The organism is Pseudomonas sp. 2, from assembly GCF_056627435.1.
The window spans coordinates 102,450-124,522 of record NZ_JBWXNG010000006.1 but is presented as its reverse complement, the minus strand read 5'-3'; the positions used below and the strand labels follow the sequence as shown (position 1 = coordinate 124,522).

Below are 22,073 nucleotides of genomic sequence, written 5' to 3'. Positions count from 1 at the left end.
CAAGCCGGCTCCCACGGCCTGCGGCCAGAATCAAATGCAGACAGCGGCGTGCTTTCAATCAGATGTCGATATCCAGCAACGCCGCGCCCAGCGCCTTGCCGTGGGCATCCAGGGCCAGCGAGCGGGTCACGCCGCCCTTGAGGATGCCCGGCAGCACGAAGTTCAGCGCATGGACATTGGGCAACTCATAGCGCCGCACCGGCCCGGCGCTCGGGTCGAGCAAGCCGGCAAAATGTGCCGTTACCCGCTCGATCGTCAGTTGCTCACACAGACGCGGATAATCCTCCGCCTTGAAGGCGATCACCGAGACATTCGAGGTATCGCCCTTGTCCCCAGTACGGGAATGGGCCAGCTCACGCAATTTGACTGCACTCACGATGCATCCTCCAGATGAACCTGTGGCTTGACCGCATCGCGATCGAGCAACAGCGACGCCACCGCCACCACCTGGCGCACGCCCTTGGTCGCCCCGCCGCCGCCATAGGGGCCGTTGGTGTAAAGGGTTTCCACTTCACTGCCGATGCGCACGGCGCAGGCCTTGTCCGCGCAACGGGCAGCCACCCGCAAGCGCACTTCCCAGGGCTCGGCCTGGGCCCGGGAACCCAGTTCAGCGCCGTGCAGCGAATCCACGCCAATCAGCTCGGCCCGCACGTCATCGCAGACCACGCCAATGATTTTCAGCCGCTCCAGCACCACCTCCCGGGCCAGTCGCGCGCGGGCCAGCGCGCCGGGCCCGCCGTAGGAAATCTGTCCTTCACCGATCCAGCCATCCAGATAGCCCACCGAGACTTTCAGCGTGTCCGGGCGCGCGCGGCCCTCGGCACCGGAGGCCCTGACCTGATTCTCGGCAATGGCGCTGAACGACACCCCGGAAAAATCCGCCGTCACGTCCGGCGTCAGATACGCCTTCGGATCATGCACCTCGTAGATCATCTGCTCGGTGCAGGTCGCCGTGTCGATGCGCCCGCCAGAGCCTGCGACCTTGGCGATCACTGCGTGCCCTTCAGGGTCGACTTCGGCCAGCGGAAAGCCCAGTCGCGCCAGATCCGGCACATCCTTGTAACCGGGATCGGCGAAGTAGCCGCCGGTGATCTGCCCGGCGCATTCGAGCAGATGACCGATCAGCGTGCCGCGCCCCAGGCGGGTCCAGTCGTCTGCGGCCCAGCCGAACTCGAACAGCTGCGGGGCGAGAAACAGCGAGGGATCGGCCACCCGCCCGGTGATCACCACATCGGCGTCGGCCCTGAGCGCATCGACGATGCCCTCGGCGCCGAGATAAGCGTTGGCAGAAATCAGCCGCTCGCCCAGCGAGCCGACCGTGGCGCCGTTGTCCAGCAACTGCTCGGGATCGAGGCGGGCGAGCACGTCATCGCCGGTCAGCGCCGCGACCTTCAGGCCATGCAGCCCCAGCTCGGCAGCAATGCGCCGTACTTCTCTGGCCGCCGACAGCGGGTTGGCCGCGCCCATGTTGCTGATCAGCCGCAGGCGCCGCTGACCGGTTTGCCGCCCACGGGCCACGAATGGCAGCACACGGCGCATGCGTTCACCGAGCAGCGGGTCAAAACCGGACTCGGGATCGCCCAACCGCGCCTGTTGCGCCAGGGCGATGGTGCGCTCGGCCAGGCATTCGAACACCAGATAATCCAGCCCGCCCTTGCCGGCCAGCTCCACCGCAGGCTCGATGCGGTCGCCCGAATAACCGGCGCCAGAGCCGATACGTAAGGTTTTCATTCAGAACACTCCCAGCAGCAGTGCGGTCAGGGTCATCAGCACCGATGCGGCAAACAGAAACGGGATGGTGAAACGCTGATGGTCGGCCAGTTCGATCTTGCACAGGCCCACCAGCAGGAAGGTCGCAGGCGTCAGCGGGCTGACCGGAAAGCCGGTGGTGTGTACGCCCAGCAAGGAAGCCTGGGCCACTTGCAGCGGGTCGACGCCCAGGGCGCGACCGACTTCGGCGATCACCGGCATCACCCCGAAATAGAAGGAATCCGGGTCGAACAACAGGCTCAATGGCATGGACAGGAAACCCACCACCATCGGAATCAGCTTGCCGTGCCCGGCGGGAATCTGCGCCACGGCCACCTCGGCCATGGCCTTGAGCATGCCGGTGCCCTGCATGATGCCGGTGAACACCCCGGCCGCCAGAAGAATGCTGGCCATGGTCAGCGCGGTTTTTGCGTGGGCATCGATCCGCGCCCGCTGGGCGTCGACGTTCGGGTAATTGATGCACAGCGCCAGCACGGTGCCGACCATGAACATCACCACCGGGTCGACCCAACCGGCGATCATCACCGCCATGACCACGACCGTCAGCAGCAGGTTGAGCCAGAACAGACGCGGGCGGCGCAGCACTTCTTCCTGCTCGGTCAGCACGCGCTCGGGGACGACATCCACTTTTACACCGGCACCCAGGCCCAGGCGTTTTTCTTCACGACGCCCCAGCCACCAGGCCGTGGCGAACACAAAAGCCAGGCCGACGATCTGCACCGGAATCAACGGCTGGAACAGCTCGGCCACCGGCACATGCAGGGCTGCCGACGAACGCAGCACCGGTCCGGTCCAGGGCAGGAAATTCACCCCCGCCGCCATCGCCGCGACGCACGCCAGAATCCGCCGGTCGATACCCAGCCGCGTGTACAGCGGCAGCATCGCCGGCACCGTCACCAGAAAAGTCACCGCGCCGGAGCCGTCCAGATGCACCAACAGCGCCAGCAGCGCGGTACCCACCACGATCCGCGTCGGGCGCGTACCGACCGTGCGCAGGATGCGGTCGATGATCGGGTCGAGCATCCCGGCGTCGGTCATCACCCCGAAAAACAGAATGGCGAACACGAACATGCCGACCACGGGGGCGACGTTCTTGATACCGGTGATGATGAAGGCGCTGGTCTGCAGGCCGAAACCGCCGATCAGCGCGGCGATGATCGGCAAGGCGATCAGGGCAACCAGAGGCGACAGGCGCTTGCTCATGACGGCGGCGAGCAAACAGAGAATGGTGATGACACCGAGTGTGGCGGGCATGGGCTGATCCTTCGTCATTCCTCTCCGGCGGGCGGCGGAACGAGCTGTTGTTGTTTTCAGCGAGTATCGAAACGGGGGTATGCTTTGTAAATTGAAATGTTCACAGGCTCATGTTCGGAAAAACAGAACGCAGGGCATGATTTACCCCGTAGCAGCACGGCTTGCCGGCGGGAGCGTTGTGTCAGGCAACATTTTCGTCACAGACATATCGCTCCCGCCGGCAAGCCGTGCTGCTACGGACGGTGTAAATAGAACAAGAGAGGCACCATGAAAAACTCGATCCAGCACATCCGCGCCTTCCTGGCCGTGGCCCACAGCGCCAGCTTCGCCAAGGCAGCGGTGGAGCTGAACCTCTCGCCCTCGGCGCTCACCGTGCAGATCCAGCAACTGGAAGACTGGCTGGGCGTTGCCCTGCTCGAACGCAGCCCGCGCCATGTCGCCCTGACCGCCGCCGGGCAGAGCGCACGCGGGCCGATGGAAAAACTGCTGCTGGACCTGGACAACATCGTCAGCGGCTCCCGCGATCTCGCCGCCCTGCGCCGTGGCGTGGTGACCATCGCTGCCCTGCCCTCGATGTGCTCCGGCGCGTTGCCACCGATCCTCAAGCGCTTTCGCCAGCAGTTCCCCGGCGTCGAGGTGCGCCTGCGCGATGTGGTGGCCCAGCGCATCGATGCGCTGGTGCGCGAAGGGGAAGTGGATTTCGGCCTGGGCGTGCGGGCACGACTGGGCCACGGGCTGGAGTTCGAGGTGGTGATGATGGACCGCCTGAGCCTGTTCGTGCCGCTGGACCATCCGCTGGCTTCACGCCAGTCCATTGCCTTGGCGGAACTGGCCGGGCAACCGATCATCCTCACCGGCCGCGACAGCAGCGTGCGCGAGCGGGTGGAACGGCTGTTCGCTGAAGAGGGATTGGCGCTGACGCCGGGGCTGGAAGCCAACTACATGTCGACGGTCATGGCCCTGGTGCGCCAGGGGCTGGGGATGACCCTGCTACCGGAATCTGCCGACGAAGGCCGCGGTGATCTGGCGCAGGTGCGCATCGAGCATGCGGGGGTGAATCGGGAGATCGGTTTGATCACCCGGACGGGCTACGGGTTGAGCCCGGCGGCGCAGCGGTTTGTCGAGGTGATGAAGAATGAGTTGCCAACTTGCGCCCCGTAGCAGCACGGCTTGCCGGCGGGGACATTCTCAAGATCGCTCCCGCTGGCAAGCCATGCTGCTACGGGTCGGTTTCTGATGTGGCTGAACGCGACCTGAACACCTGCACAAATCCCAGAAATTGCAAAAAAACAAGTATGCTCATTCAATAATGAGTATCATTATGTTACCACTGGCTGAATGCGAATGCTTCTGGCTGCGTTCACGCCGCACACCCTATCAGATTTGCTCCGGTGATAAATGCTTGTTCCATTCTTGATCATGTTGCGCGAGGGGATTGAAGCCGCGCTTATCGTTGGCATCATTGCCAGTTACCTGCGTCAGACCGGCCGTGGCGAGTGGATGCCCGCCGTGTGGATCGGGGTTTTCCTCGCAGCGGCCCTGGCGCTGTTCGTCGGCGGTGGTCTGGAAATGGTCAGCGCCGAATTCCCGCAGAAGCAACAGGAACTGTTCGAAGGCCTGGTGGGCCTGGTGGCCGTGATCATTCTAAGCTCCATGGTGTTCTGGATGCGCAAGGTGGCGCGCTCCATCAAACACGAGCTGCACGCCTCCCTCGATGCCGCATTGGCCGGTTCGAAAAACCAGACCTACGCGCTGATCGCCATGGTGTTCTTCGCCGTGGCCCGCGAGGGTCTTGAAACCGTGTTCTTCCTGCTGGCGATCTTTCAGCAGAGCGAAGGGGCCTCGGCACCGCTGGGCGCCCTGCTGGGGCTGCTCATCGCAGTAGCCATCGGCTTTGCCATCTACAGCGGCAGCATGCGCCTGAACCTGGGCCGGTTCTTCCGCTGGACCGGCCTGTTCATCCTCGTGGTGGCAGCAGGCATTCTCGCCAACTCGGTGCAGGCGCTGCACGAAGCCGGCCTGTGGAACCACTTCCAGACCGTGGTCTTCGACATCAGCACGATTCTGCCCATGGACGGCCCGACCGGCTCGGTGCTGGCCGGCATGTTCGGCTATCAGGATGCCCCGACCGTCAGCGTGCTGACCGTCTACCTGGCGTATCTGGTGTTCGCGCTGGTGCTGTTCTTCCTGCCGCAACCACGGGTAGTTAGTCTGCCTACCCGCCCGGCCCATGAACACGGCCACTCTTCTTCAGTTACGAATAAATAAGGGCAACCATGACCACCAGTCCCACCGGCCTTCCCGAGAAAGCCAAGCCTAAACGCGCCCTGCAATTCGCGGTCGCGGGCTCCGTGATTCTGATGATCGCCGCAGGCGGCCTGTTCTATTACGCGTCCCAGGCGGCGCAGAAAAAGCGCATCGCCAACGCGGGCAACGAAACCGTGGTGACCATCCACGCCAAAAACTGCGAACCCAACGCCCTGACCGTGCCTGCGGGCAAGAACGCGTTCCGTATCGTCAACGCCTCCGAACGCGCCGTGGAATGGGAAATCCTCGACGGCGTACTGGTGATCGAAGAGCGCGAGAACATCGCGCCCGGCCTGAGCCAGATCATCAACGCCAACCTGCAACCGGGCGACTACGCGATCACCTGCGGCCTGCTGAGCAACCCGCGCGGCACCCTGCACGTGACCCCGACCGCCGAGTCGGAAGCGGCGGCCAAGGCCCGTCCTTCGATGGTGGCCTTCATCGGCCCGCTGTCGGAGTACCGCGTGTACCTGAGCACTCGCAGCAGCGCATTGATCCGCGCTGTCAACGACTTGCAGCAGGCCATCGAAGGCGGTGACCTCGCCGCCGCCCAGAAAGCCTACGCCCCTGCGCGTGCTGCGTACCAACGCATCGCCCCGGCCGCCCAGCGCCTGGCCGAACTGGACAACGCCATCAACGCCCGCGCCGACTACTTCGAAAAACGCGAGCAGGATCCTGCTTTCGGCGGCTTCCACCGCATCGAATTTGGCCTGTTCTCGCAGAAGTCGGTCGATGGCCTGGCACCAGTGGTGCAGAAGCTGCAGAGCGACATCGCTTCGCTGAAAGAGCAACTGCTGGCCCAGACCATTGCCCCCGAGCAGCTGGCAAGCATGGTGGTACGCAACATCAGAAGCCTGGCCGAGATCCGCAGCAACGGCGAGGAAGAGCGCTACAGCCACATCGATGTCGGCGGTTTCGCCGCCAACCTGGAAGGTACGCGCAAGGTTGTCGACCTGCTGCGTCCATTGCTGGCCAAGACCTCGAACGATGTGCTGAAGAAGATCGACGACGCGGCCACCGCGCTGGACGATCAGTTGCTGATGCTCAAGAGCGACGACGGCTACAAGCCGTATGACCAGGTCAGCAGCGAGCAGAAGAAACAGATTTCCGACAAGGCCAAGGCACTGGCCGATGCACTCGATGGAATCGATCCGGCCCTGGGCCTCACCGGCCTGTAAGCGTGCCCGGGCGGGTGCCCAATGCGCCCGCCTGGCCTCTTGAAACCCGAGCGAAGTAAGCATTCACCATGAAAGAGTTCGATTCAACCAACGCCCCGATTTCCGCTGAACGCCGTCGTGTCCTGCTCGGTCTGGGCGCTGCCGGCGCCGCCATTGCCGGTGCCAGCATCAGCGGCAATGCGCTGGCAGCAACCGCGCCTGCACAAGTGACCGAAGCGCCGAAAAGCGACAAGACCCAGGACCACAACGAATTCCACGGCATCCACCAGAGCGGGATCGTCACGCCGCGTCCGGTCGCCGGCATGATGGTGTCCTTCGACGTACTGGCCCAGGACCGTGAAGACCTTGAGCGCCTGTTCCGCACCCTCAACGAGCGCATCGCCTTCCTGATGACCGGCGGCGCCGTGCCCCAGGTCGACCCGAAGCTGCCGCCACTGGATTCCGGCATCCTCGGCCCGGTGGTGACCCCGGACAACCTGACCATCACCGTGTCGGTAGGCGACTCGCTGTTCGATGAGCGCTTTGGCCTGGAACACGTCAAGCCCAAGCGCCTGCAGCGCATGGTCGGCTTTCCCAACGACGCGCTGGAAGCGGCCTGCTGCCACGGCGACCTGAGCATTCAGTTCTGCTCCAACGCCCCGGACAGCAACATCCACGCCCTGCGCGACATCGTGAAAAACCTGCCGGACCTTCTGCTGGTGCGCTGGAAACAGGAAGGTACCGTACCTGCCCAGCCGCCGCTCAAGCCGGGCCAGACGCCGGAAAGCGCACGTAACTTCCTGGGCTTCCGTGACGGCTCGGCCAACCCGGACTCCAACAGCCAGAAGACCATGAACGAAGTGGTCTGGGTCCAGCCGGGCAGCGACGAGCCAGCCTGGGCAGTCAACGGCACTTATCAGGCGGTGCGGATCATCCGCAACTTCGTCGAGCGCTGGGACCGCACGCCACTGCAGGAACAGGAATCGATCTTCGGTCGAACCAAGGCCGCCGGTGCGCCGATGGACGGCAAGAAAGAGACCGACGTACCGGACTACACCAAGGACCCGGAAGGCAAAATCACCAAGCTCGATTCGCACATTCGCCTGGCCAATCCGCGCACCGCAGAGACCCAGAAGAACCTGATCCTGCGTCGCCCGTTCAACTACTCCAACGGGGTCAACAAGAACGGCCAGCTGGACATGGGCCTGCTGTTCATCTGCTACCAGCAGGATCTGGAAAAAGGCTTCATCGCCGTGCAGACGCGCCTGAACGGCGAGCCGCTGGAGGAATACCTCAAGCCCACCGGCGGCGGTTATTTCTTCACCTTGCCGGGCGTCAAGGACAACAACGATTTCATTGGCCGGTCGCTGCTGGCCGCTGCCGCCGCTGTAAAAACAAAAACTGCCTGACAACCCTTACCTCACAGGAAGAGCTCCATGAAAAAGTCGCCTCTCGCGCTGTTGGTTACCCTTGGCTTGTTGCAGACCCCCTCCGTGTTCGCGGCCACCGCGCCACTGGATCTGGTGACCCCGGTTTCGGACTACAAGATCTACGTGTCGGAAAACGTCGACAAGCTGGTCGTGGACACCCAGAAGTTCACCGACGCCGTGAAGAAAGGCGACGTGGCCACCGCCAAGAAACTTTTCCCGACCACTCGCGTTTCCTACGAGTCCATCGAGCCGATCGCCGAGCTGTTCAGTGACCTGGACGCGTCGATCGACTCGCGCGAAGACGACCACGAAAACGGCGTGAAGGCCGATGATTTCACCGGCTTCCACCGCCTGGAGTACGCGCTGTTCTCGCAGAACACCACCAAGGATCAGGAAAAGTTCGCCGACAAGCTGCTGGCTGACGTCAAAGAGCTGCAATCGCGCATCGCCGACATGACCTTCCCGCCGGAGAAAGTGGTGGGCGGCGCCGCCGCGCTGATGGAAGAAGTCGCTGCGACCAAGCTGTCCGGTGAAGAAGACCGTTACAGCCACACCGACCTGTATGACTTCCAGGGCAACGTCGACGGCTCGAAGAAAATCGTCGACCTGTTCAAGCCGCAACTGCAGAAGTCTGATGCAGCCTTCGTAGCCAAGGTCGACAAGAACTTCGCCACCGTGGACAAGATCCTGGCCAAGTACAAGACCAAGGACGGCGGCTACGAGACCTACGACAAGGTCAAGGAAGCCGACCGCAAGGCCCTGGCCGGCCCGGTCAACACCCTGGCTGAAGACCTGTCGCAGATGCGTGGCAAGCTCGGTCTGAACTGAGTAACCACAGTCCTGTAGCAGCACGGCTTGCCGGCGGGGCGGTGTGTCAGGCGAAATATTCGTCACAGACAGACCGCCCGCCGGCAAGCCGTGCTGCTACGACGGCGAACAAAAAATCCCGCCAGCCGAGAGATCGGCAGGCGGGATTTTTATTCGGCGCACTACAAAACGCGATGGGCAATGCAATCTGCTTCTGCCCGGAGGGCGTGGGAGCCGGCTTGCTGGCGAATGCAATGTGCCACACACGGATGTGTTGAATGACACGCCGCATTCGCCAGCAAGCCGGCTCCCACAGGTTGCATTGACCCCCAGACCTGCCATCAAATCCCGCTGAACCAGTTATACCCCTGATCCTCCCAATACCCGCCCGGATAGTCGTTGCTCACGAAGATCTCGACGATGTGCTTGGGGTTCTTGAAACCCAGTTTGGTCGGCACGCGGATGCGCAGCGGGTAGCCGTAGCTCGGTGGCAAGGCCACTTCGCCGAAGTCCAGCGCCAGCAGGGTTTGCGGGTGCAGCGCGGTGGGCATGTCCAGGCTCGAGTAATAGCGGTCGGCGCATTTGAAGCCGACGAACTTGGCCGTGGTGTCAGCACCCACGTGTTCGAGAAAAGTCCTCAGTGGCACCCCGCCCCACTGCCCGATCGCGCTCCAGCCTTCGACGCAGATCAGCCGGGTGATGTCGGTGCGCTGCGGCAGTTTGCGCAAGCCTTCCAGCGTCCACGGCGCCTTGTCGCGCACCAGCCCCGAGACGCCGAGTTTCCAGTCCGCCACATCCAGATCGGGAATGTCGTCCTCGGCGTAATAGGCGTTGAACGGGAACGGATTGCGGATCTGCTCCTTGCTGAAGGTGGGCGCCAGTTTCTGCCCGCTGAACAGCCAGGCCTGCACCCGGTCGTTCCAGCGCGACATGCTCCACAGCACCTTGTCGACCTGATCGCCGTCCTGCAGGTTGCAACCGCTGAGCATTGCCATGGCGCCCACGGTCAGGCCGCCCTTGAGGAAGTGCCGGCGTTGCAGGTTTTCCAGTTGGGTCTGCTGCGCAGGTTCCAGTTTGAGGCGCTGGATGGCGCGTTTTTTCGGTTCAATCATGGTCAACCTTCCCGCTTTGGACGGTCCGCACTCCGCCGGTAATCATCGGCAACAGGGTCTTGGGCACCAGCAACACCAGCGCCAGGTGCACGACGACGAACGCGCCGATCGCCGCCATCGCGCCGAAATGCACGAAGCGCGCGAAGTCGTAGCCGCCGAACAGTGCAGTGAGCTCCTGCAGTTGAACCGGCTTCCAGATCGCCAGCCCTGATACGACGATCAGCACGCCCGCCGCCAGCACCAGCCAATACATCAAGCGCTGCACGGCGTTGTACACGCCCTTCTCGTGCTTGAGGCGAAAGCGCAGGGCGTCGAGCAGATCGCGCTTCACCGCCGTTGCGCTGACGGGCAACAGGTCGCGCTTGAAGTGTTTGCTCAACAGGCCGTACAGCACGTAGATCAGGCCGTTGATCACCAACAGCCACATCACCGCGAAATGCCAGGCCAGCGCCCCGCCGAGCCAGCCACCGAGGGTGAAATCCCGGGGGAAGGAAAAGCGAAACAAGGGCGAGGCGTTGTAGATGCCCCAGCCGCTCATGAACATGCAGACCATGCCAAAGGCGTTGATCCAGTGCGTGAGGCGGATGGGCCATGGGTGGATTCTGGTTTTTTTCATGTTTACCCCTTCACAGCGGAGCTGAGCTGGTATCAATCGCGGAATACGATGGTGCCTGACCGGACCTCTTCGCCAGCAAGCTGGCTCCCACAGGGTGCGGGGGCGTTCACAAAATCCGGAACAACCTCGCACCTGTGGGAGTCAGCTTGCTGGCGAATGCAGCGACGCGGTGCGACAGGTACACCGCAACACCTTACATCGGCGGCTGGAACCCGTCCTTGCCCACCGCAACACCCCGGGCGGTCTTGCCGTCTTCGGCCGGGAACACCACGACCTTGGCGCCTTTGACCAACTCATCGACCTTGCCCGCTTCGACATAGGCAATCGGCACGTCTTCCGGCACCACCAGCTGTTTCTCACCGCCCTTGTAGCTCACGCTCAGGGTACGGCCATTGGCGTTGGTCAGTTTGCCCACGGTGCCGTTGGTCATGGTACCGGTGCTGCCGTCGGCGTTCTGCCAGCCGTAGTGGCCCTCGCCGCTGCCTTTGAGGCTGGCTTCGAACACGGTGACTTCCAGCGCCTTGAGCGTGCCGTCAGCCTGGGGCGTGGCGGCCGAGCCGATGAAGCTGTCGGACTTGATCGAGGCGATGTCCGCCTTGGACACCAGGCGCACGCCGGTCTTGTCGGTCAGGCCGATGCTCTGGTGGGCGCCTGCGCGGGTGGTGAAGTTCAGGGTGTTGTTTTCGACGCTGTCGACCGTGCCGCGCAGCGGCTTGACCACCGGCATGTCGGCGGCCTGAGCCATGACCGCGGCGCTGAGCATCAGCAGGCCGAACGTGGTGGACAGTGCATGTTTGATCTTCATCGAAGCATTCCTTGAGACAGGTTTGAGAACGAAGGAGCGTTGCTGAGCACCATGGTTGACCGCCAACCGGCACTGGACCATGACCGGGGGATGACATTTTTGTCATTCGCTGTGCGCCTCGCCTTCGCCTGGTTCAATGACAAAAATGTAACCGACCGCGCACCGTCACTTGGTTAAACTCCAGGTTCGACGCGGCCTCGCGCCCTATTTCACGAGCAATTCCCTGCCATGCACATCCTGCTGATCGAAGACGACACCAAGACCGGCGAGTACCTGAAGAAAGGCCTGAGCGAGTCCGGCTACAAGGTCGACTGGGCGCAGCACGGCACCGACGGCCTGCACCTGGCGCTGGAGCAGCGCTACGACCTGCTGGTGCTGGATGTCATGCTGCCGGGTATCGACGGCTGGCAGATCATCGAGATTGTGCGGCGCAAGCAGGACGTGCCGGTGCTGTTTCTCACTGCCCGCGATCAGCTGCACGACCGCATTCGCGGGCTGGAACTGGGTGCCGACGACTATTTGATCAAGCCGTTTTCCTTCACCGAACTGCTGCTGCGCATCCGCACCATCCTGCGCCGAGGCGTGGTGCGCGAGGCCGATCACTTTCATCTGGCCGACCTGGAGCTGGACCTGCTGCGCCGCCGCGTCACTCGCCAGCAACAAGTCATCACCCTGACCAACAAGGAATTCGCCCTGCTGCATCTGCTGCTACGCCGCGAAGGCGATGTGCTGTCACGGGCGCAGATCGCCTCGGAAGTCTGGGACATGAATTTCGACAGCGACACCAACGTGGTGGACGTGGCGATCAAGCGCCTGCGCAGCAAGGTCGACCTGCCCTTTCCGGTCAAACTGATCCACACCGTGCGCGGCATCGGTTATGTCTGCGAGGTGCGGCCATGCGAGCCCGACGCCAGCCATCCCTGACCCTGCGCTCGACCCTGGCCTTTGCGGTGGTGGCGATGCTCGCCGTGGCCAGCGCCGGGATGTACCTGTACGAGACCATGAAAGCCTCGGTCATGACCCGCAGCGACCACGCGGTGCTGGCGCGGCTGGATCATTTTCGCAAACTCTTGCAGTACGACCTGACGCTGGAGACCCTGCGTGGCAGCCCGCAGTTGTTCGAAAACATGCTCGACAGCGAGGACGACATTTTCATCATCCAGGAGCCCGGCAAGCCTGCGGTGATCCTGGTCAACCCGCTCAAGGCGCCGCTGCCCGAAATGCCGGTGATCGGCGTCGATCAGCCCTTGAGCACCGACGACATGCGCAGCGCCAGCGTCGGCCCGGACGCCATCCCCATGCGCGCCGCCACGGCCCAGGCGATCTCCGGCGGCAAGTTGGTGCAGCTGACTGCCGCGCATCTGGCGGTCAAGGAAATGGCCACGCTGGCCAACTTTCGCAACCGTATCCTGTTTGCCGTGGCGCTGGCCTTTGCCTTGACTGCCCTGCTCGGCTACCTGCTGCTGCGCCGGGGCCTGCGCCCGCTGCGGCGCATGGCCGCCCACGCCACCGCCATCACCCCGGCGCGGCTGGACAGCCGCATGGACAGCCACGACACGCCGGTGGAACTGCAGCAATTGAGCGAGGCCTACAACGCCATGCTCGACCGGCTGGCCGACGGTTATCAGCGCCTGACCCAGTTTTCGGCAGACCTGGCCCATGAGATTCGCACGCCGGTGGGTTCGCTGATGGGGCACTGCCAGGTCGCGTTGCGCCAGCCGCGCAGCGCCGATGAATACCAGGCGCTGCTGGCGTCCAACCTGGAAGAGCTGGAACGCATCTCGAGGATGGTCGAAAGCATTCTGTTCCTCGCCCGCGCCGACGACGCCCAGGCGGCAGTGAATCGCCAGCCGCTGGATCTGCATGACGAGCTACAGCGGGTAACCGGGTATTTTGAGGGGCTGGCCGAAGAGCGGCAAATGACCCTGAACATCGCCGGTGACGGCCAGCTTGAGGCCGATCCGCTGCTGCTGCGCCGGGCCTTGAGCAATCTAGTGGCCAATGCGATTCGCTACGCCGATGAAGGCAGCCAGATCGATATCCGGGTGGTCGATGGGCGCGATCAGTGCCGCATCGAAGTGGAGAATCAGGGGCCGGTGCTCAGCGAGTCGGCCTTGAGCAAACTGTTCGACCGCTTCTACCGCGCCGACGCCTCGCGCCATCAACGCTCGGACTCCAACGGGCTGGGGTTGGCGATCGTCACGGCGATCATGCAGCTGCATGGGGGTGAGGCGACCGTCAGCCAGCCTGTCCCTGGCCGAATCTGTTTTGCCCTGGTTTTCAAAACCTCCGAAACCCCCTCGTAGCAGCACGGCTTGCCGGCAGCAGCGATCTTGAGGGCCACCCGCGGGCAAGCCCGGCTGCTACGAGATTTCCGGTGTGCCGGGAATCAGCAAACAACCGCGCCCTCGTAGCAGCACGGCTTGCCGGCGGCAGCGATCTGGTGGACGCCTCCTCCGGCAAGCCGGAGTGCTACGGGGCAGGTGTCGCGGCTCATCTTGTCGCTTGCAGCTTGCAGCTTGCCGCTGCTTTCACGCTTTCTTGTCGTGGGCGATCTGCAACTTGTAGAACGTCGCCGCGCCGCCTTCCGTCGCGTACCCGGTGTTGTCCTGGGTGTAGACCCCCGCCTTGAAATACAGCTGCTTGCCGTTCCAGCTCGGGTCCAGCTTGCTGCCCCACTGCATGTCGTAGGCGTTGACCGTCAGGTTGCCGGTGGGCGTGAGGTGGATGGTGTAGGTAAAGCGCTCCTTGAGCTTCACCCCAGTGGCGATCTGGATCACCTCAGGCTCTGAGGTCGGCGTCAGGCGAAACTTGGCGACGATGTTGCCGGTCGCGGTCTTCTCCTTGTACTGGTACTCAAGCTTGATCAAGGGCTCGGTGCTGCCGTAGCAGTGAATCTGGCCGATGACGATCTTGCCCGAAGAAGGCACCTGGTCGACCGTCAGGGCCGCGCGCAGGAAGTTGTCGGCCTGGTTGTAGGTCCAGTTGTGCACTGCGCCATTGGCGTAGGTCTCGCGCAGTTCGGTGCGCGGGTAGATGGCGTTGTCGGTCTTGGAACCGGTCACCGGTGCCCAGAAGAACAGCGTGTCGCCAGAACGGAAATACCCGTCCTGATAACCGCTGACCAGTTTGGCGGTGTCGACCGTGATGGCCGGCGTGCCGACGGGTACCGAAAGATTCCAGGTGGCGAGATCGATCATATTGCGCTCGTGGGTGCGACGTGCGCACCAGCAAAGGGAGGTGTCTGGAACAGTGCTTTGCGCGCTGTTTCCTGTCGCCTTTGCTATCGGCTGAAACGGTTGATCTTTAGCCCCCCTCCCCAGTCAAGAAACCGCCGGAATCACTCGAAAAACCCTATTGGCCATTATCTGGACATCATGTAATGCAAACGGAAAGTTGTGCATTTTTTGATCAAAGTGGCGCGAATTCGGCATTTGATTGGCGTCATTTTTTTGATGGATTTCTTCGGAATTTCTCCAAAATCCGCAGAAAACTCCGACAGCCGGTACGCCTGGATTCTCTGTAGGAGCGAATTCATTCGCGAAAATCGCTCAGGCGACAGAGATGCATCGTCTGTGCTGGCCATTCGCGAATAAATTCGCTCCTACAGGGACTCCACCTGTCTCGTTCATCCAATTTTCATTTGACGGCAGAACTTTGTTACTGGATATTAATAGTTAGCAAGCTAATAATACAGCGACTAATCATTCACAGCCTAACCAAAAGCTTTTTTCAATCGATCAACCAGTGGCACCTTCCATGACTCTAGACTCCCTGCAAATGCACATCACCGGCGGCGTGGTCGCAGCCTCCCGCCAATGGCGCCGGGTGTGTCAGACCACGCTGATGAACAGCGGCGTGTCCGAGGCCTGCGCGGGGCCCCTGCTGATGATCGCGCGTCTGGGTGAAGGCGTGCGTCAGGTCACCGTGGCCCAGGCCTGCGGCCTGGAAAGCCCGTCGCTGGTGCGCCTGCTCGATCAGTTGGGCAAGGCCAATCTGGTGCAGCGCACCGAAGACCCCACCGACCGCCGCGCCAAGGCCCTGAGCCTGACCGACGAAGGCCGTGCGCTGGCCAACTCCATCGAAGCCGAGCTGATCCGCCTGCGCCGCGAAGTCTTCGCCGACATCGACCCGGCCGACCTGGAAGCCACCCAACGGGTGTTCAAGGCCATCGCCCGGGCCACGTCGATCACGCCGGAGTCGTCATCTTGAGCGCACTGTTCAAAGGCTTTTTTCAAGGCGTACCGCCCTCGCGCGACTGGTTCTACGGCGTGCGTACCTTCGCCGCCTCGATGGTCGCGCTGTACCTGGCGCTGATCTTCGAACTGCCGCGCCCGTACTGGGCGATGGCCACGGTGTACATCGTTTCCAGCCCGTTCGTGGCGCCCACCAGCTCCAAAGCGCTGTATCGCGCGGCAGGCACCTTGCTCGGCGCCGCAGCCTCGGTGCTGGTGGTGCCGATGTTCGTGCAGACGCCGTTTCTGCTGGCAGTGGTCATTGCCCTGTGGACCGGCACCCTGCTCTTTCTGTCGCTGCACCTGCGCACCGCCAACAGCTACGCGCTGATGCTCGCCGGCTACACCATGCCGCTGATTTCCTTCCCGGTGGTGGACAACCCGCAGGCGGTGTTCGACATCGCCGTTTCGCGTACCGAAGAGATCTTCCTGGGCATCGTCTGCGCCGCGGTGATCGGCGCGATGTTCTGGCCGCGCCGGCTGGCGCCGGTACTGGTCGACTCCATGAGCAAATGGTTCAAGGACGCCTCGACCTACAGCGACCTGTTCCTCTCGCGCAGCGCCACGCCCGAGGCTGTCGGTGGGCTGCGTACATCGATGGTCGGCACCTTCAACACCCTGGAGCTGATGATCGGCCAGTTGCCCCACGAAGGCGCCCACCCGCAGACCATGCGCAACATCCGTGAACTGCGCGGGCGGATGATTCACCTGTTGCCGGTGATCGACGCGCTGGACGACGCACTCTGGGCACTGGAACGGCGCACCCCGGAACTGGTGGCCGACGTCGCGCCGCTGATCATCGAGTGCCGCGACTGGCTGGAAAAAACCGCAAACAGCGCCCCGGAGAAATACTGGCAGGCGCTGCACGCCGAACTTGATCGCCTGCAACCCACCGACGCGCAAGTGGACGACCGTCGCCAGTTGCTGCTGTCCACGGTGCTCTATCGCCTGCGCGAATTCATCGACCTGTGGCAGGACTGCCGCACGCTGCAACTGGCCATCGAAACCGACGACCACTCGCCGTGGCGAGCGGTGTATCGCCACTGGCGTCTGGGCCGACTGTCGCCGTACCTGGACAAGGGCATGATGCTGTACTCGGTGGCCACCTCGGTGGGCGCGATTATCGTCGCCTCGGTGCTGTGGATTCTGCTGGGCTGGCAGGACGGCGCCAGTGCCGTGGCGCTGGCGGCGGTGTCGTGCAGCTTCTTCGCCGCGATGGACGACCCGGCGCCGCAGATCTACCGGTTCTTCTTCTGGACCATGATGTCGGTGATCTTCGCCAGCCTCTATCTGTTCGTGGTGCTGCCCAACCTGCACGACTTCCCGATGCTGGTGCTGGCCTTCGCCGTGCCGTTCATCGTGGTCGGCACGCTGACCGTGCAACCGAAGTTCTATCTGGGCACGCTGCTGACCATCGTCAACACCTCGTCCTTCATCAGTATCCAGAGCGCCTACGACGCGGACTTCCTGAACTTCCTCAACTCGAACCTGGCGGGGCCTGCCGGGCTGGCCTTTGCGTTTGTCTGGACCCTGGTGGTGCGGCCGTTCGGCACCGAAGTGGCGTCCAAACGTCTGACCCGTTCGGCCTGGCGCGACATCGTCAGCCTGTGTGACGACGCCACCTTGGCCGAACACCGGCGCATGGGCGTGCGCATGCTCGACCGCCTGATGCAGCATCTGCCGCGCCTGACCATCACCGCCCAGGACACCAGTATCGCCGTGCGCGAAGTGCGCGTGGCGCTGAACATGCTCGATCTGCTGGCCTATATGCCGCGGGTGCAGGCCGTGCCGCATCAACTGTTGCGCCAGGTGATCACGGAAGTCGGTACGTATTTCCGCGCCTGCCTCAAGGCCGGTGAGCGTCTGCCCGCCCCCAAAGGCCTGTTGATGACCATGGACCGCGCCCGTCGCTCGCTGACCTTCGACTGGATGGGCGAGGACGAATCGCGCCTGCACCTGCTGCATGCCCTGAGCGGCCTGCGCCTGGCCCTGCTGCCGGGCGTGGAGATCGTCGACGTGCTCGCCGAGCAGGAAGAACAACCGCCGTACGGCATCGATGGAGCGCCATTGTGATTGGTGATCTGGACATCAGCGGGATTTTCCTGCCGACCTTTCTGGTGCTGATGGGCATCGCTTATGTGATTTTCCTGGTGGTCCACGCCGTGCTGTCGCGTGTCCACTTCTACCGCCTGGTCTGGCACCGGGCTTTGTTCAACGTCGGTCTGTACGCCCTGCTGCTCGGCGTTGTGGATACCCTCAGTCGCTACCTGATGAGCTGAAATGAAAAAACCTCTACTGACTTTGGGCCGAGTGGTCCTGACACTGCTGGTCGTCATCCTCGCCGCCGTCGTCGTCTGGCGCATGGTGATGTATTACATGTACGCGCCCTGGACCCGCGACGGCCACATCCGTGCCGACGTGATCCAGATCGCCCCGGACGTTTCCGGGCTGATCGAAAAGGTGGCGGTCACCGACAACCAGGCCATCAGCAAGGGCCAGGTGCTGTTCACCATCGACCAGGACCGTTTCCGTCTGGCGCTGCGCCAGGCCCAGGCGACCGTGGCCGAGCGCAAGGAAACCTGGGAGCAGGCCCAGCGCGAGAACAAGCGCAACCGTGGCCTGGGCAACCTGGTGGCCCGCGAGCAACTGGAAGAAAGCCAGTCCAAGGAAGCCCGCGCGCTGTCGGCGTTGAATGAAGCGCAGGTGGCGGTGGATGCCGCGCAACTGAACCTGAACCGCTCGGTGATCAGAAGCCCGGTCGATGGTTATCTGAACGACCGCGCCCCGCGTGATCGCGAGTTCGTCAGCGCCGGGCGCCCGGTGTTGTCGGTGGTGGACCGTGCGTCGTTCCACATCGATGGCTATTTCGAAGAAACCAAGCTGGACGGCATTCACATTGGCTCGAAGGTGGACATCCGCGTGATCGGCGACAACGCACGCCTGACCGGCCATGTGGTGAGCATCGTCGCCGGTATCGAAGACCGCGACCGCACCAGCGGCAACAACCTGCTGCCCAACGTCAACCCGGCGTTCAGCTGGGTGCGTCTGGCCCAGCGGATTCCGGTGCGCATCGCCTTCGACGAAGTGCCGGACGACTTCCGCATGATCGCCGGGCGCACCGCGACGGTGTCGATCATCGATAACGTCACCGCCCGCGATAAAGGAGCCGCGCAATGAAACGCCCTGCGCGTCTACTGAGCGTTGGTCTGCTTGCTGCGGGGACGGCCATGCTGCTTTCTGCGTGCACCGTGGTCGGGCCGGATTACAAGCTGCCCAAGGACGCTGCCGTCAACCGCCCCGACCTGCAGGGCGAGATCGCCGGGACGTCGTCCAACGTGGTCTCGGCGCCGGTCCCTGCCGACTGGTGGCGGCTGTACAACGACCCGAAACTCGATGAGCTGGTGGCCCAGGCGCTGGTGTCGAGCACCGACCTGAAAGTGGCCGCCGCCAACCTGCAGCGCGCTCGCTATCAGACCAACGAGGCCGAAGCGGCAGGCGGCTTCACCAACACCGCCAAGGCCGGTGTGCAGCGCCTGCAGGAAGCCGGGCAGGCATTCCTGTTGCCGGAAAAGGTGCCGGTGGCCAACATCGGCGACGCCAGCCTGACCACCTCCTATCAGTTCGACCTGTTCGGCGTGCTGCAACGCGGTATCGAAGCGGCCGAAGCCAACACCGATGCTGCCCAGGCGGCCGCCGATACCGCGCGCATCACCCTGGTGGCGGATGTCGTGCGTTCCTACACGCAAATCTGCGCCGCCAACGAAGAACGCGAGATCGCCGAGCATTCGCTGGCCCTGCAAAAACAAGGTGTCGACCTGGTTCAGCGCCTGCGCGACGCCGGGCGTGGTGACGAAACCCAGGTCACCCGCTCGCAGACCCAGTTCAAGTCGCTGCGCGCCGAATTGCCACGTTACGAGGCGGCGCGTCAGGCCGGCTTGTACAAGCTGTCGATGCTGCTGGCCCGTCCGCTCAATCAATTGCCCAAAGGCGTGGCCGAATGCGCCGAGCTGCCGCGCATCGCTCAGGTGATGCCGGTCGGAGATGGCACCGCGCTGCTCAAACGCCGCCCCGATGTGCGTCAGGCTGAACGCCGCCTGGCGGTGTCCAGCGCCGCCATCGGCGTGGCCACCGGCGAGCTGTACCCGGACATCAGCATCGGCGCCACCGTGGGCACGGTCGGTATCCTCAAGGAATTGGGCGAGCCGTCCACCAACCGCTGGGGCTTTGGCGGCGTGATCAACTGGACCATCCCGTCCAACGGCGCCCGCGCGCGCATTCACATGGCCGAAGCGTCGAATCAGGCGGCACTGGCGCATTTCGATGGCGTGGTTTTGAACGCCGTTCGTGAGGCCCAGACCAGCCTGTCGCAATACACCGCCCTGCTGGAGCGTCGCGACGCGTTGGCTGATGCCGAGCAATCGGCCAAGCAAGCCGCCGACCAGACCCATCGCTTCTTCATGGCCGGTCGCGAATCCTTCCTCGCCGACCTGCAGGCGACCCGCACCTACACCGACGTGACCGCGCAACTGGCCGCGGCCAACACCCAGGTGGCGATGGGGCAGATCGACCTGTTCCTGGCCTTGGGCGGCGGTTGGGAAGGTAGCCGCCCCGTAACAAGTAGCGCGGCGCAGACCAAAACCAAACCGTAACGCCAACCTCCTCCGCTGCACGGCTTCTGGCCGAAGGCCGTAGCAGCACGGCTTGCCGGCGAGGCGGTGTGTCAGTCAAAACATCTCTGGCTGGCATACCGCTACCTCCGGCAAGCCGTGCCGCTACAGAGGTCGGTTACTGGCCGGTCTGATAGACAAATGTCAGGTCATCGGCACCATCGGGCCGCTTGTTCGGGGCATTGCGTGTCACCTGCCCATCCCTCGTGATGTGTACGATCCTGGCTTTGGCACCGGCACCGAACGCCTTATCGGCAAATTGAGTGGACTCTCCCTTCTGTCCCAGCACTCCCACACAGGCATCGTCATCGATGTCGGGGAACTCACTCATCTCGGTTCCGGGCGGGTAATAACACAACTGTATCCGCTCATCTTTGTAGCCGGAATATCGCGTGGCCCGCCACTGGATTGTCTGCAAACGCATGACGGGAGCAGGCTGGCCGCTTGCCGCCTGATTCGTGAAATCGCTGGCTTGGACGATAAAGTCAGCAGATTCCACACCTGCATTGGCCAGAATCATCTCTGGAGGCACAACCTCCGGCACATCAAGCTGGTTCGACACAAGCGAGGTCTGTGGCGCGGGGTCCTGCGAAGAACCCGCATTTTCCGTGGAGGGTGCCAACGCGATGGCGGAGGCGGCAAAGCCGGACAGCGAAATCACGGCCAAAACGATCGGTAGCTGCTTTTTCATGTTCACATCCCTGAAAAATTCACGTCCATGGTCGCTTCCACATCATTGGACCTGACCTTCGGCGACCATCCTTGTGCGAGAGTCGATGCACTTCGCATGCATAACCCTTCGCAAAGCGCGCACCGGACAGGCAGGTATCAATCGACTGCAAAACGAATGGAATGGCCGTAATCCTTCGGCGTGAACACGTGGGTTGCGCATGAGCTCCCATTTCTCGGTATAGATCCGATTCGAGCCCCCGAGGCGCGCATCCGACGAATGCACAGGGAACCTGCCGCCATCTACACTGCCAGACCTTTACCCCCATCCCTCGGCAGGAGGCTCCCCATGCGCACACTGCAACTGGCAGACAACACCGTTCCCGTCATCGGCCAGGGCACCTGGCACATGGGTGAAGACCGTTCGCAGCGCCAAGCCGAAGTGGCGGCGCTGCAACAGGGCATCGAGCGGGGCCTGAGTCTGATCGACACCGCCGAGATGTACGGCGAAGGCGGCGCCGAGGAAGTGGTCGGCCAGGCCATCGCCGGCCGTCGCGATCAGGTCACGCTGGTGAGCAAGGTCTATCCGCACAACGCCAGCCGCAATGGCATCCCCGCCGCCTGCGAGCGCAGCCTGCAGCGCCTGAAGACCGATCATATCGACCTGTATCTGCTGCACTGGCCCGGCTCCTACCCGCTGAAGGAAACCGTTCAAGCCTTCGAAGGCCTGCGGGCGGCCGGCAAGATCGGGCGCTGGGGCGTGTCGAATTTCGACGTCGCGGATCTGCTGGAGCTCGAATCGGTGGCATCCCCCAGCGTCTGCGCCACCAATCAGGTGCTCTACAACCCGGCCAAACGAGGCATCGAGTACGACCTGCTGCCGTGGATGAACACCGCCCAGATGCCGCTCATGGCCTACTGCCCTATCGGCCAGGCCGGTGACTTGCTGATGAACCCTGCCCTGCTGCACATCGCCGAACAGCGCAACGCCACGCCGGCACAGATCGCATTGGCCTGGGTCATCCGCCAGCCAGGGGTGATCGCCATTCCCAAGGCCGTGGACCCGCTGCATATCCAGCTCAATGCCGCAGCGGCCGAGATCGAGCTGAGTGCCGAGGATGAACGGCTGATCGACCTGTCGTGGCCTGCGCCAATTCGCAAGCGGCATCTGGCGATGGTCTGAACGTTTCTCCGTCCCTATAGGAGTGAGCTTGCTCGCGAATGCGGTGTGTCAGACGAAATAT

At 63.1% G+C, this 22,073-nt stretch carries 21 protein-coding genes; 13 read left to right on the top strand and 8 right to left on the bottom strand.

Going from position 1 to position 22,073, the window contains the following annotated elements:
* Positions 1–58: 58 nt before the first annotated feature.
* From AC1MEK_RS12120 to AC1MEK_RS12110, 3 genes are read right to left on the bottom strand one after another with little or no spacing between them, the layout of a single operon-like run.
* Complete coding sequence (locus AC1MEK_RS12120) at positions 59–376, bottom strand: AtuA-related protein (protein WP_480396523.1); 318 nt, start codon at positions 374–376, stop codon at positions 59–61.
* On the bottom strand, positions 373–1,731 hold the full coding sequence (locus tag AC1MEK_RS12115) for an acyclic terpene utilization AtuA family protein (RefSeq protein WP_480396522.1): 1,359 nt from the start codon (positions 1,729–1,731) through the stop codon (positions 373–375). Before AC1MEK_RS12115 ends, AC1MEK_RS12120 begins: the two co-directional genes overlap by 4 nt.
* Positions 1,732–3,024, bottom strand: coding sequence for a CitMHS family transporter (locus AC1MEK_RS12110; RefSeq protein ID WP_480396521.1), 1,293 nt, complete (start codon positions 3,022–3,024; stop codon positions 1,732–1,734).
* A 267-nt stretch (positions 3,025–3,291) separates the two neighbouring features.
* Here AC1MEK_RS12110 and AC1MEK_RS12105 point away from each other — a divergent pair, with 267 nt between their 5' ends.
* The 5 genes from AC1MEK_RS12105 (at position 3,292) to efeO (AC1MEK_RS12085) (ending at position 8,746) form a co-directional block, all read left to right on the top strand.
* Positions 3,292–4,185, top strand: coding sequence for a LysR family transcriptional regulator (locus AC1MEK_RS12105; protein ID WP_480396520.1), 894 nt, complete (start codon positions 3,292–3,294; stop codon positions 4,183–4,185).
* A 237-nt stretch (positions 4,186–4,422) separates the two neighbouring features.
* On the top strand, positions 4,423–5,292 hold the full coding sequence (efeU, locus tag AC1MEK_RS12100) for an iron uptake transporter permease EfeU (protein ID WP_480396519.1): 870 nt from the start codon (positions 4,423–4,425) through the stop codon (positions 5,290–5,292).
* A gap of 8 nt (positions 5,293–5,300) precedes the next feature.
* A complete protein-coding gene (efeO, locus tag AC1MEK_RS12095) occupies positions 5,301–6,509 on the top strand; it encodes an iron uptake system protein EfeO (RefSeq protein ID WP_480396518.1) in 1,209 nt (402 codons plus the stop codon).
* A 68-nt stretch (positions 6,510–6,577) separates the two neighbouring features.
* Positions 6,578–7,897 carry an iron uptake transporter deferrochelatase/peroxidase subunit gene (efeB, locus tag AC1MEK_RS12090; protein ID WP_480396517.1) on the top strand — a complete coding sequence of 440 codons (1,320 nt, stop codon included), beginning with the start codon at positions 6,578–6,580 and terminating at the stop codon, positions 7,895–7,897.
* 27 nt (positions 7,898–7,924) lie between these two features.
* Positions 7,925–8,746, top strand: a complete 822-nt coding sequence (gene efeO / locus AC1MEK_RS12085) for an iron uptake system protein EfeO (protein WP_480396516.1) — start codon at positions 7,925–7,927, stop codon at positions 8,744–8,746.
* Positions 8,747–9,066: 320 nt separating this feature from the next.
* Here efeO (AC1MEK_RS12085) and AC1MEK_RS12080 read toward each other — a convergent pair whose 3' ends face one another.
* The 3 genes from AC1MEK_RS12080 to AC1MEK_RS12070 all read right to left on the bottom strand — a co-directional run bounded on the left by AC1MEK_RS12080 (position 9,067) and on the right by AC1MEK_RS12070 (position 11,252).
* Entirely contained in the window at positions 9,067–9,837 is a 771-nt protein-coding gene (locus AC1MEK_RS12080; RefSeq protein WP_480396515.1) for a molybdopterin-dependent oxidoreductase, read from the bottom strand.
* On the bottom strand, positions 9,830–10,453 hold the full coding sequence (locus AC1MEK_RS12075) for a cytochrome b/b6 domain-containing protein (protein WP_480396514.1): 624 nt from the start codon (positions 10,451–10,453) through the stop codon (positions 9,830–9,832). The genes AC1MEK_RS12080 and AC1MEK_RS12075 overlap by 8 nt, the downstream gene beginning before the upstream one ends.
* A gap of 193 nt (positions 10,454–10,646) precedes the next feature.
* Positions 10,647–11,252, bottom strand: a complete 606-nt coding sequence (locus AC1MEK_RS12070) for a hypothetical protein (RefSeq protein ID WP_480396712.1) — start codon at positions 11,250–11,252, stop codon at positions 10,647–10,649.
* Between the two features lie 234 nt (positions 11,253–11,486).
* Between AC1MEK_RS12070 and AC1MEK_RS12065 the strand changes: the two genes are divergently transcribed.
* Entirely contained in the window at positions 11,487–12,182 is a 696-nt protein-coding gene (locus tag AC1MEK_RS12065; RefSeq protein ID WP_480396513.1) for a heavy metal response regulator transcription factor, read from the top strand.
* Complete coding sequence (locus AC1MEK_RS12060) at positions 12,155–13,564, top strand: heavy metal sensor histidine kinase (protein ID WP_480396512.1); 1,410 nt, start codon at positions 12,155–12,157, stop codon at positions 13,562–13,564. The genes AC1MEK_RS12065 and AC1MEK_RS12060 overlap by 28 nt, the downstream gene beginning before the upstream one ends.
* A gap of 225 nt (positions 13,565–13,789) precedes the next feature.
* Here AC1MEK_RS12060 and AC1MEK_RS12055 read toward each other — a convergent pair whose 3' ends face one another.
* Complete coding sequence (locus AC1MEK_RS12055) at positions 13,790–14,458, bottom strand: polysaccharide lyase family 7 protein (protein ID WP_480396511.1); 669 nt, start codon at positions 14,456–14,458, stop codon at positions 13,790–13,792.
* A gap of 559 nt (positions 14,459–15,017) precedes the next feature.
* On the opposite strand from AC1MEK_RS12055, the gene AC1MEK_RS12050 reads away from it, so the two are divergent.
* From AC1MEK_RS12050 to AC1MEK_RS12030, 5 genes are read left to right on the top strand one after another with little or no spacing between them, the layout of a single operon-like run.
* Positions 15,018–15,470, top strand: a complete 453-nt coding sequence (locus AC1MEK_RS12050) for a MarR family winged helix-turn-helix transcriptional regulator (protein ID WP_480396510.1) — start codon at positions 15,018–15,020, stop codon at positions 15,468–15,470.
* Between the two features lie 5 nt (positions 15,471–15,475).
* The gene (locus AC1MEK_RS12045) at positions 15,476–17,566 is read left to right on the top strand and encodes an FUSC family protein (RefSeq protein ID WP_480396711.1); all 2,091 of its coding nucleotides are present in this window, start codon (positions 15,476–15,478) and stop codon (positions 17,564–17,566) included.
* Positions 17,563–17,772, top strand: a complete 210-nt coding sequence (locus AC1MEK_RS12040) for a DUF1656 domain-containing protein (RefSeq protein ID WP_274131970.1) — start codon at positions 17,563–17,565, stop codon at positions 17,770–17,772. The genes AC1MEK_RS12045 and AC1MEK_RS12040 overlap by 4 nt, the downstream gene beginning before the upstream one ends.
* Before the next feature lies 1 nt (position 17,773).
* Positions 17,774–18,670, top strand: coding sequence for an efflux RND transporter periplasmic adaptor subunit (locus tag AC1MEK_RS12035; protein ID WP_480396509.1), 897 nt, complete (start codon positions 17,774–17,776; stop codon positions 18,668–18,670).
* The gene (locus AC1MEK_RS12030) at positions 18,667–20,142 is read left to right on the top strand and encodes an efflux transporter outer membrane subunit (protein ID WP_480396508.1); all 1,476 of its coding nucleotides are present in this window, start codon (positions 18,667–18,669) and stop codon (positions 20,140–20,142) included. The genes AC1MEK_RS12035 and AC1MEK_RS12030 overlap by 4 nt, the downstream gene beginning before the upstream one ends.
* A 136-nt stretch (positions 20,143–20,278) precedes the next feature.
* Here the strand turns inward: AC1MEK_RS12030 and AC1MEK_RS12025 are convergent, their stop codons facing one another.
* Entirely contained in the window at positions 20,279–20,851 is a 573-nt protein-coding gene (locus AC1MEK_RS12025; RefSeq protein ID WP_480396507.1) for a hypothetical protein, read from the bottom strand.
* 327 nt (positions 20,852–21,178) lie between these two features.
* On the opposite strand from AC1MEK_RS12025, the gene AC1MEK_RS12020 reads away from it, so the two are divergent.
* Complete coding sequence (locus tag AC1MEK_RS12020; protein WP_480396506.1) at positions 21,179–22,012, top strand: aldo/keto reductase; 834 nt, start codon at positions 21,179–21,181, stop codon at positions 22,010–22,012.
* Positions 22,013–22,073 lie beyond the last annotated feature (61 nt).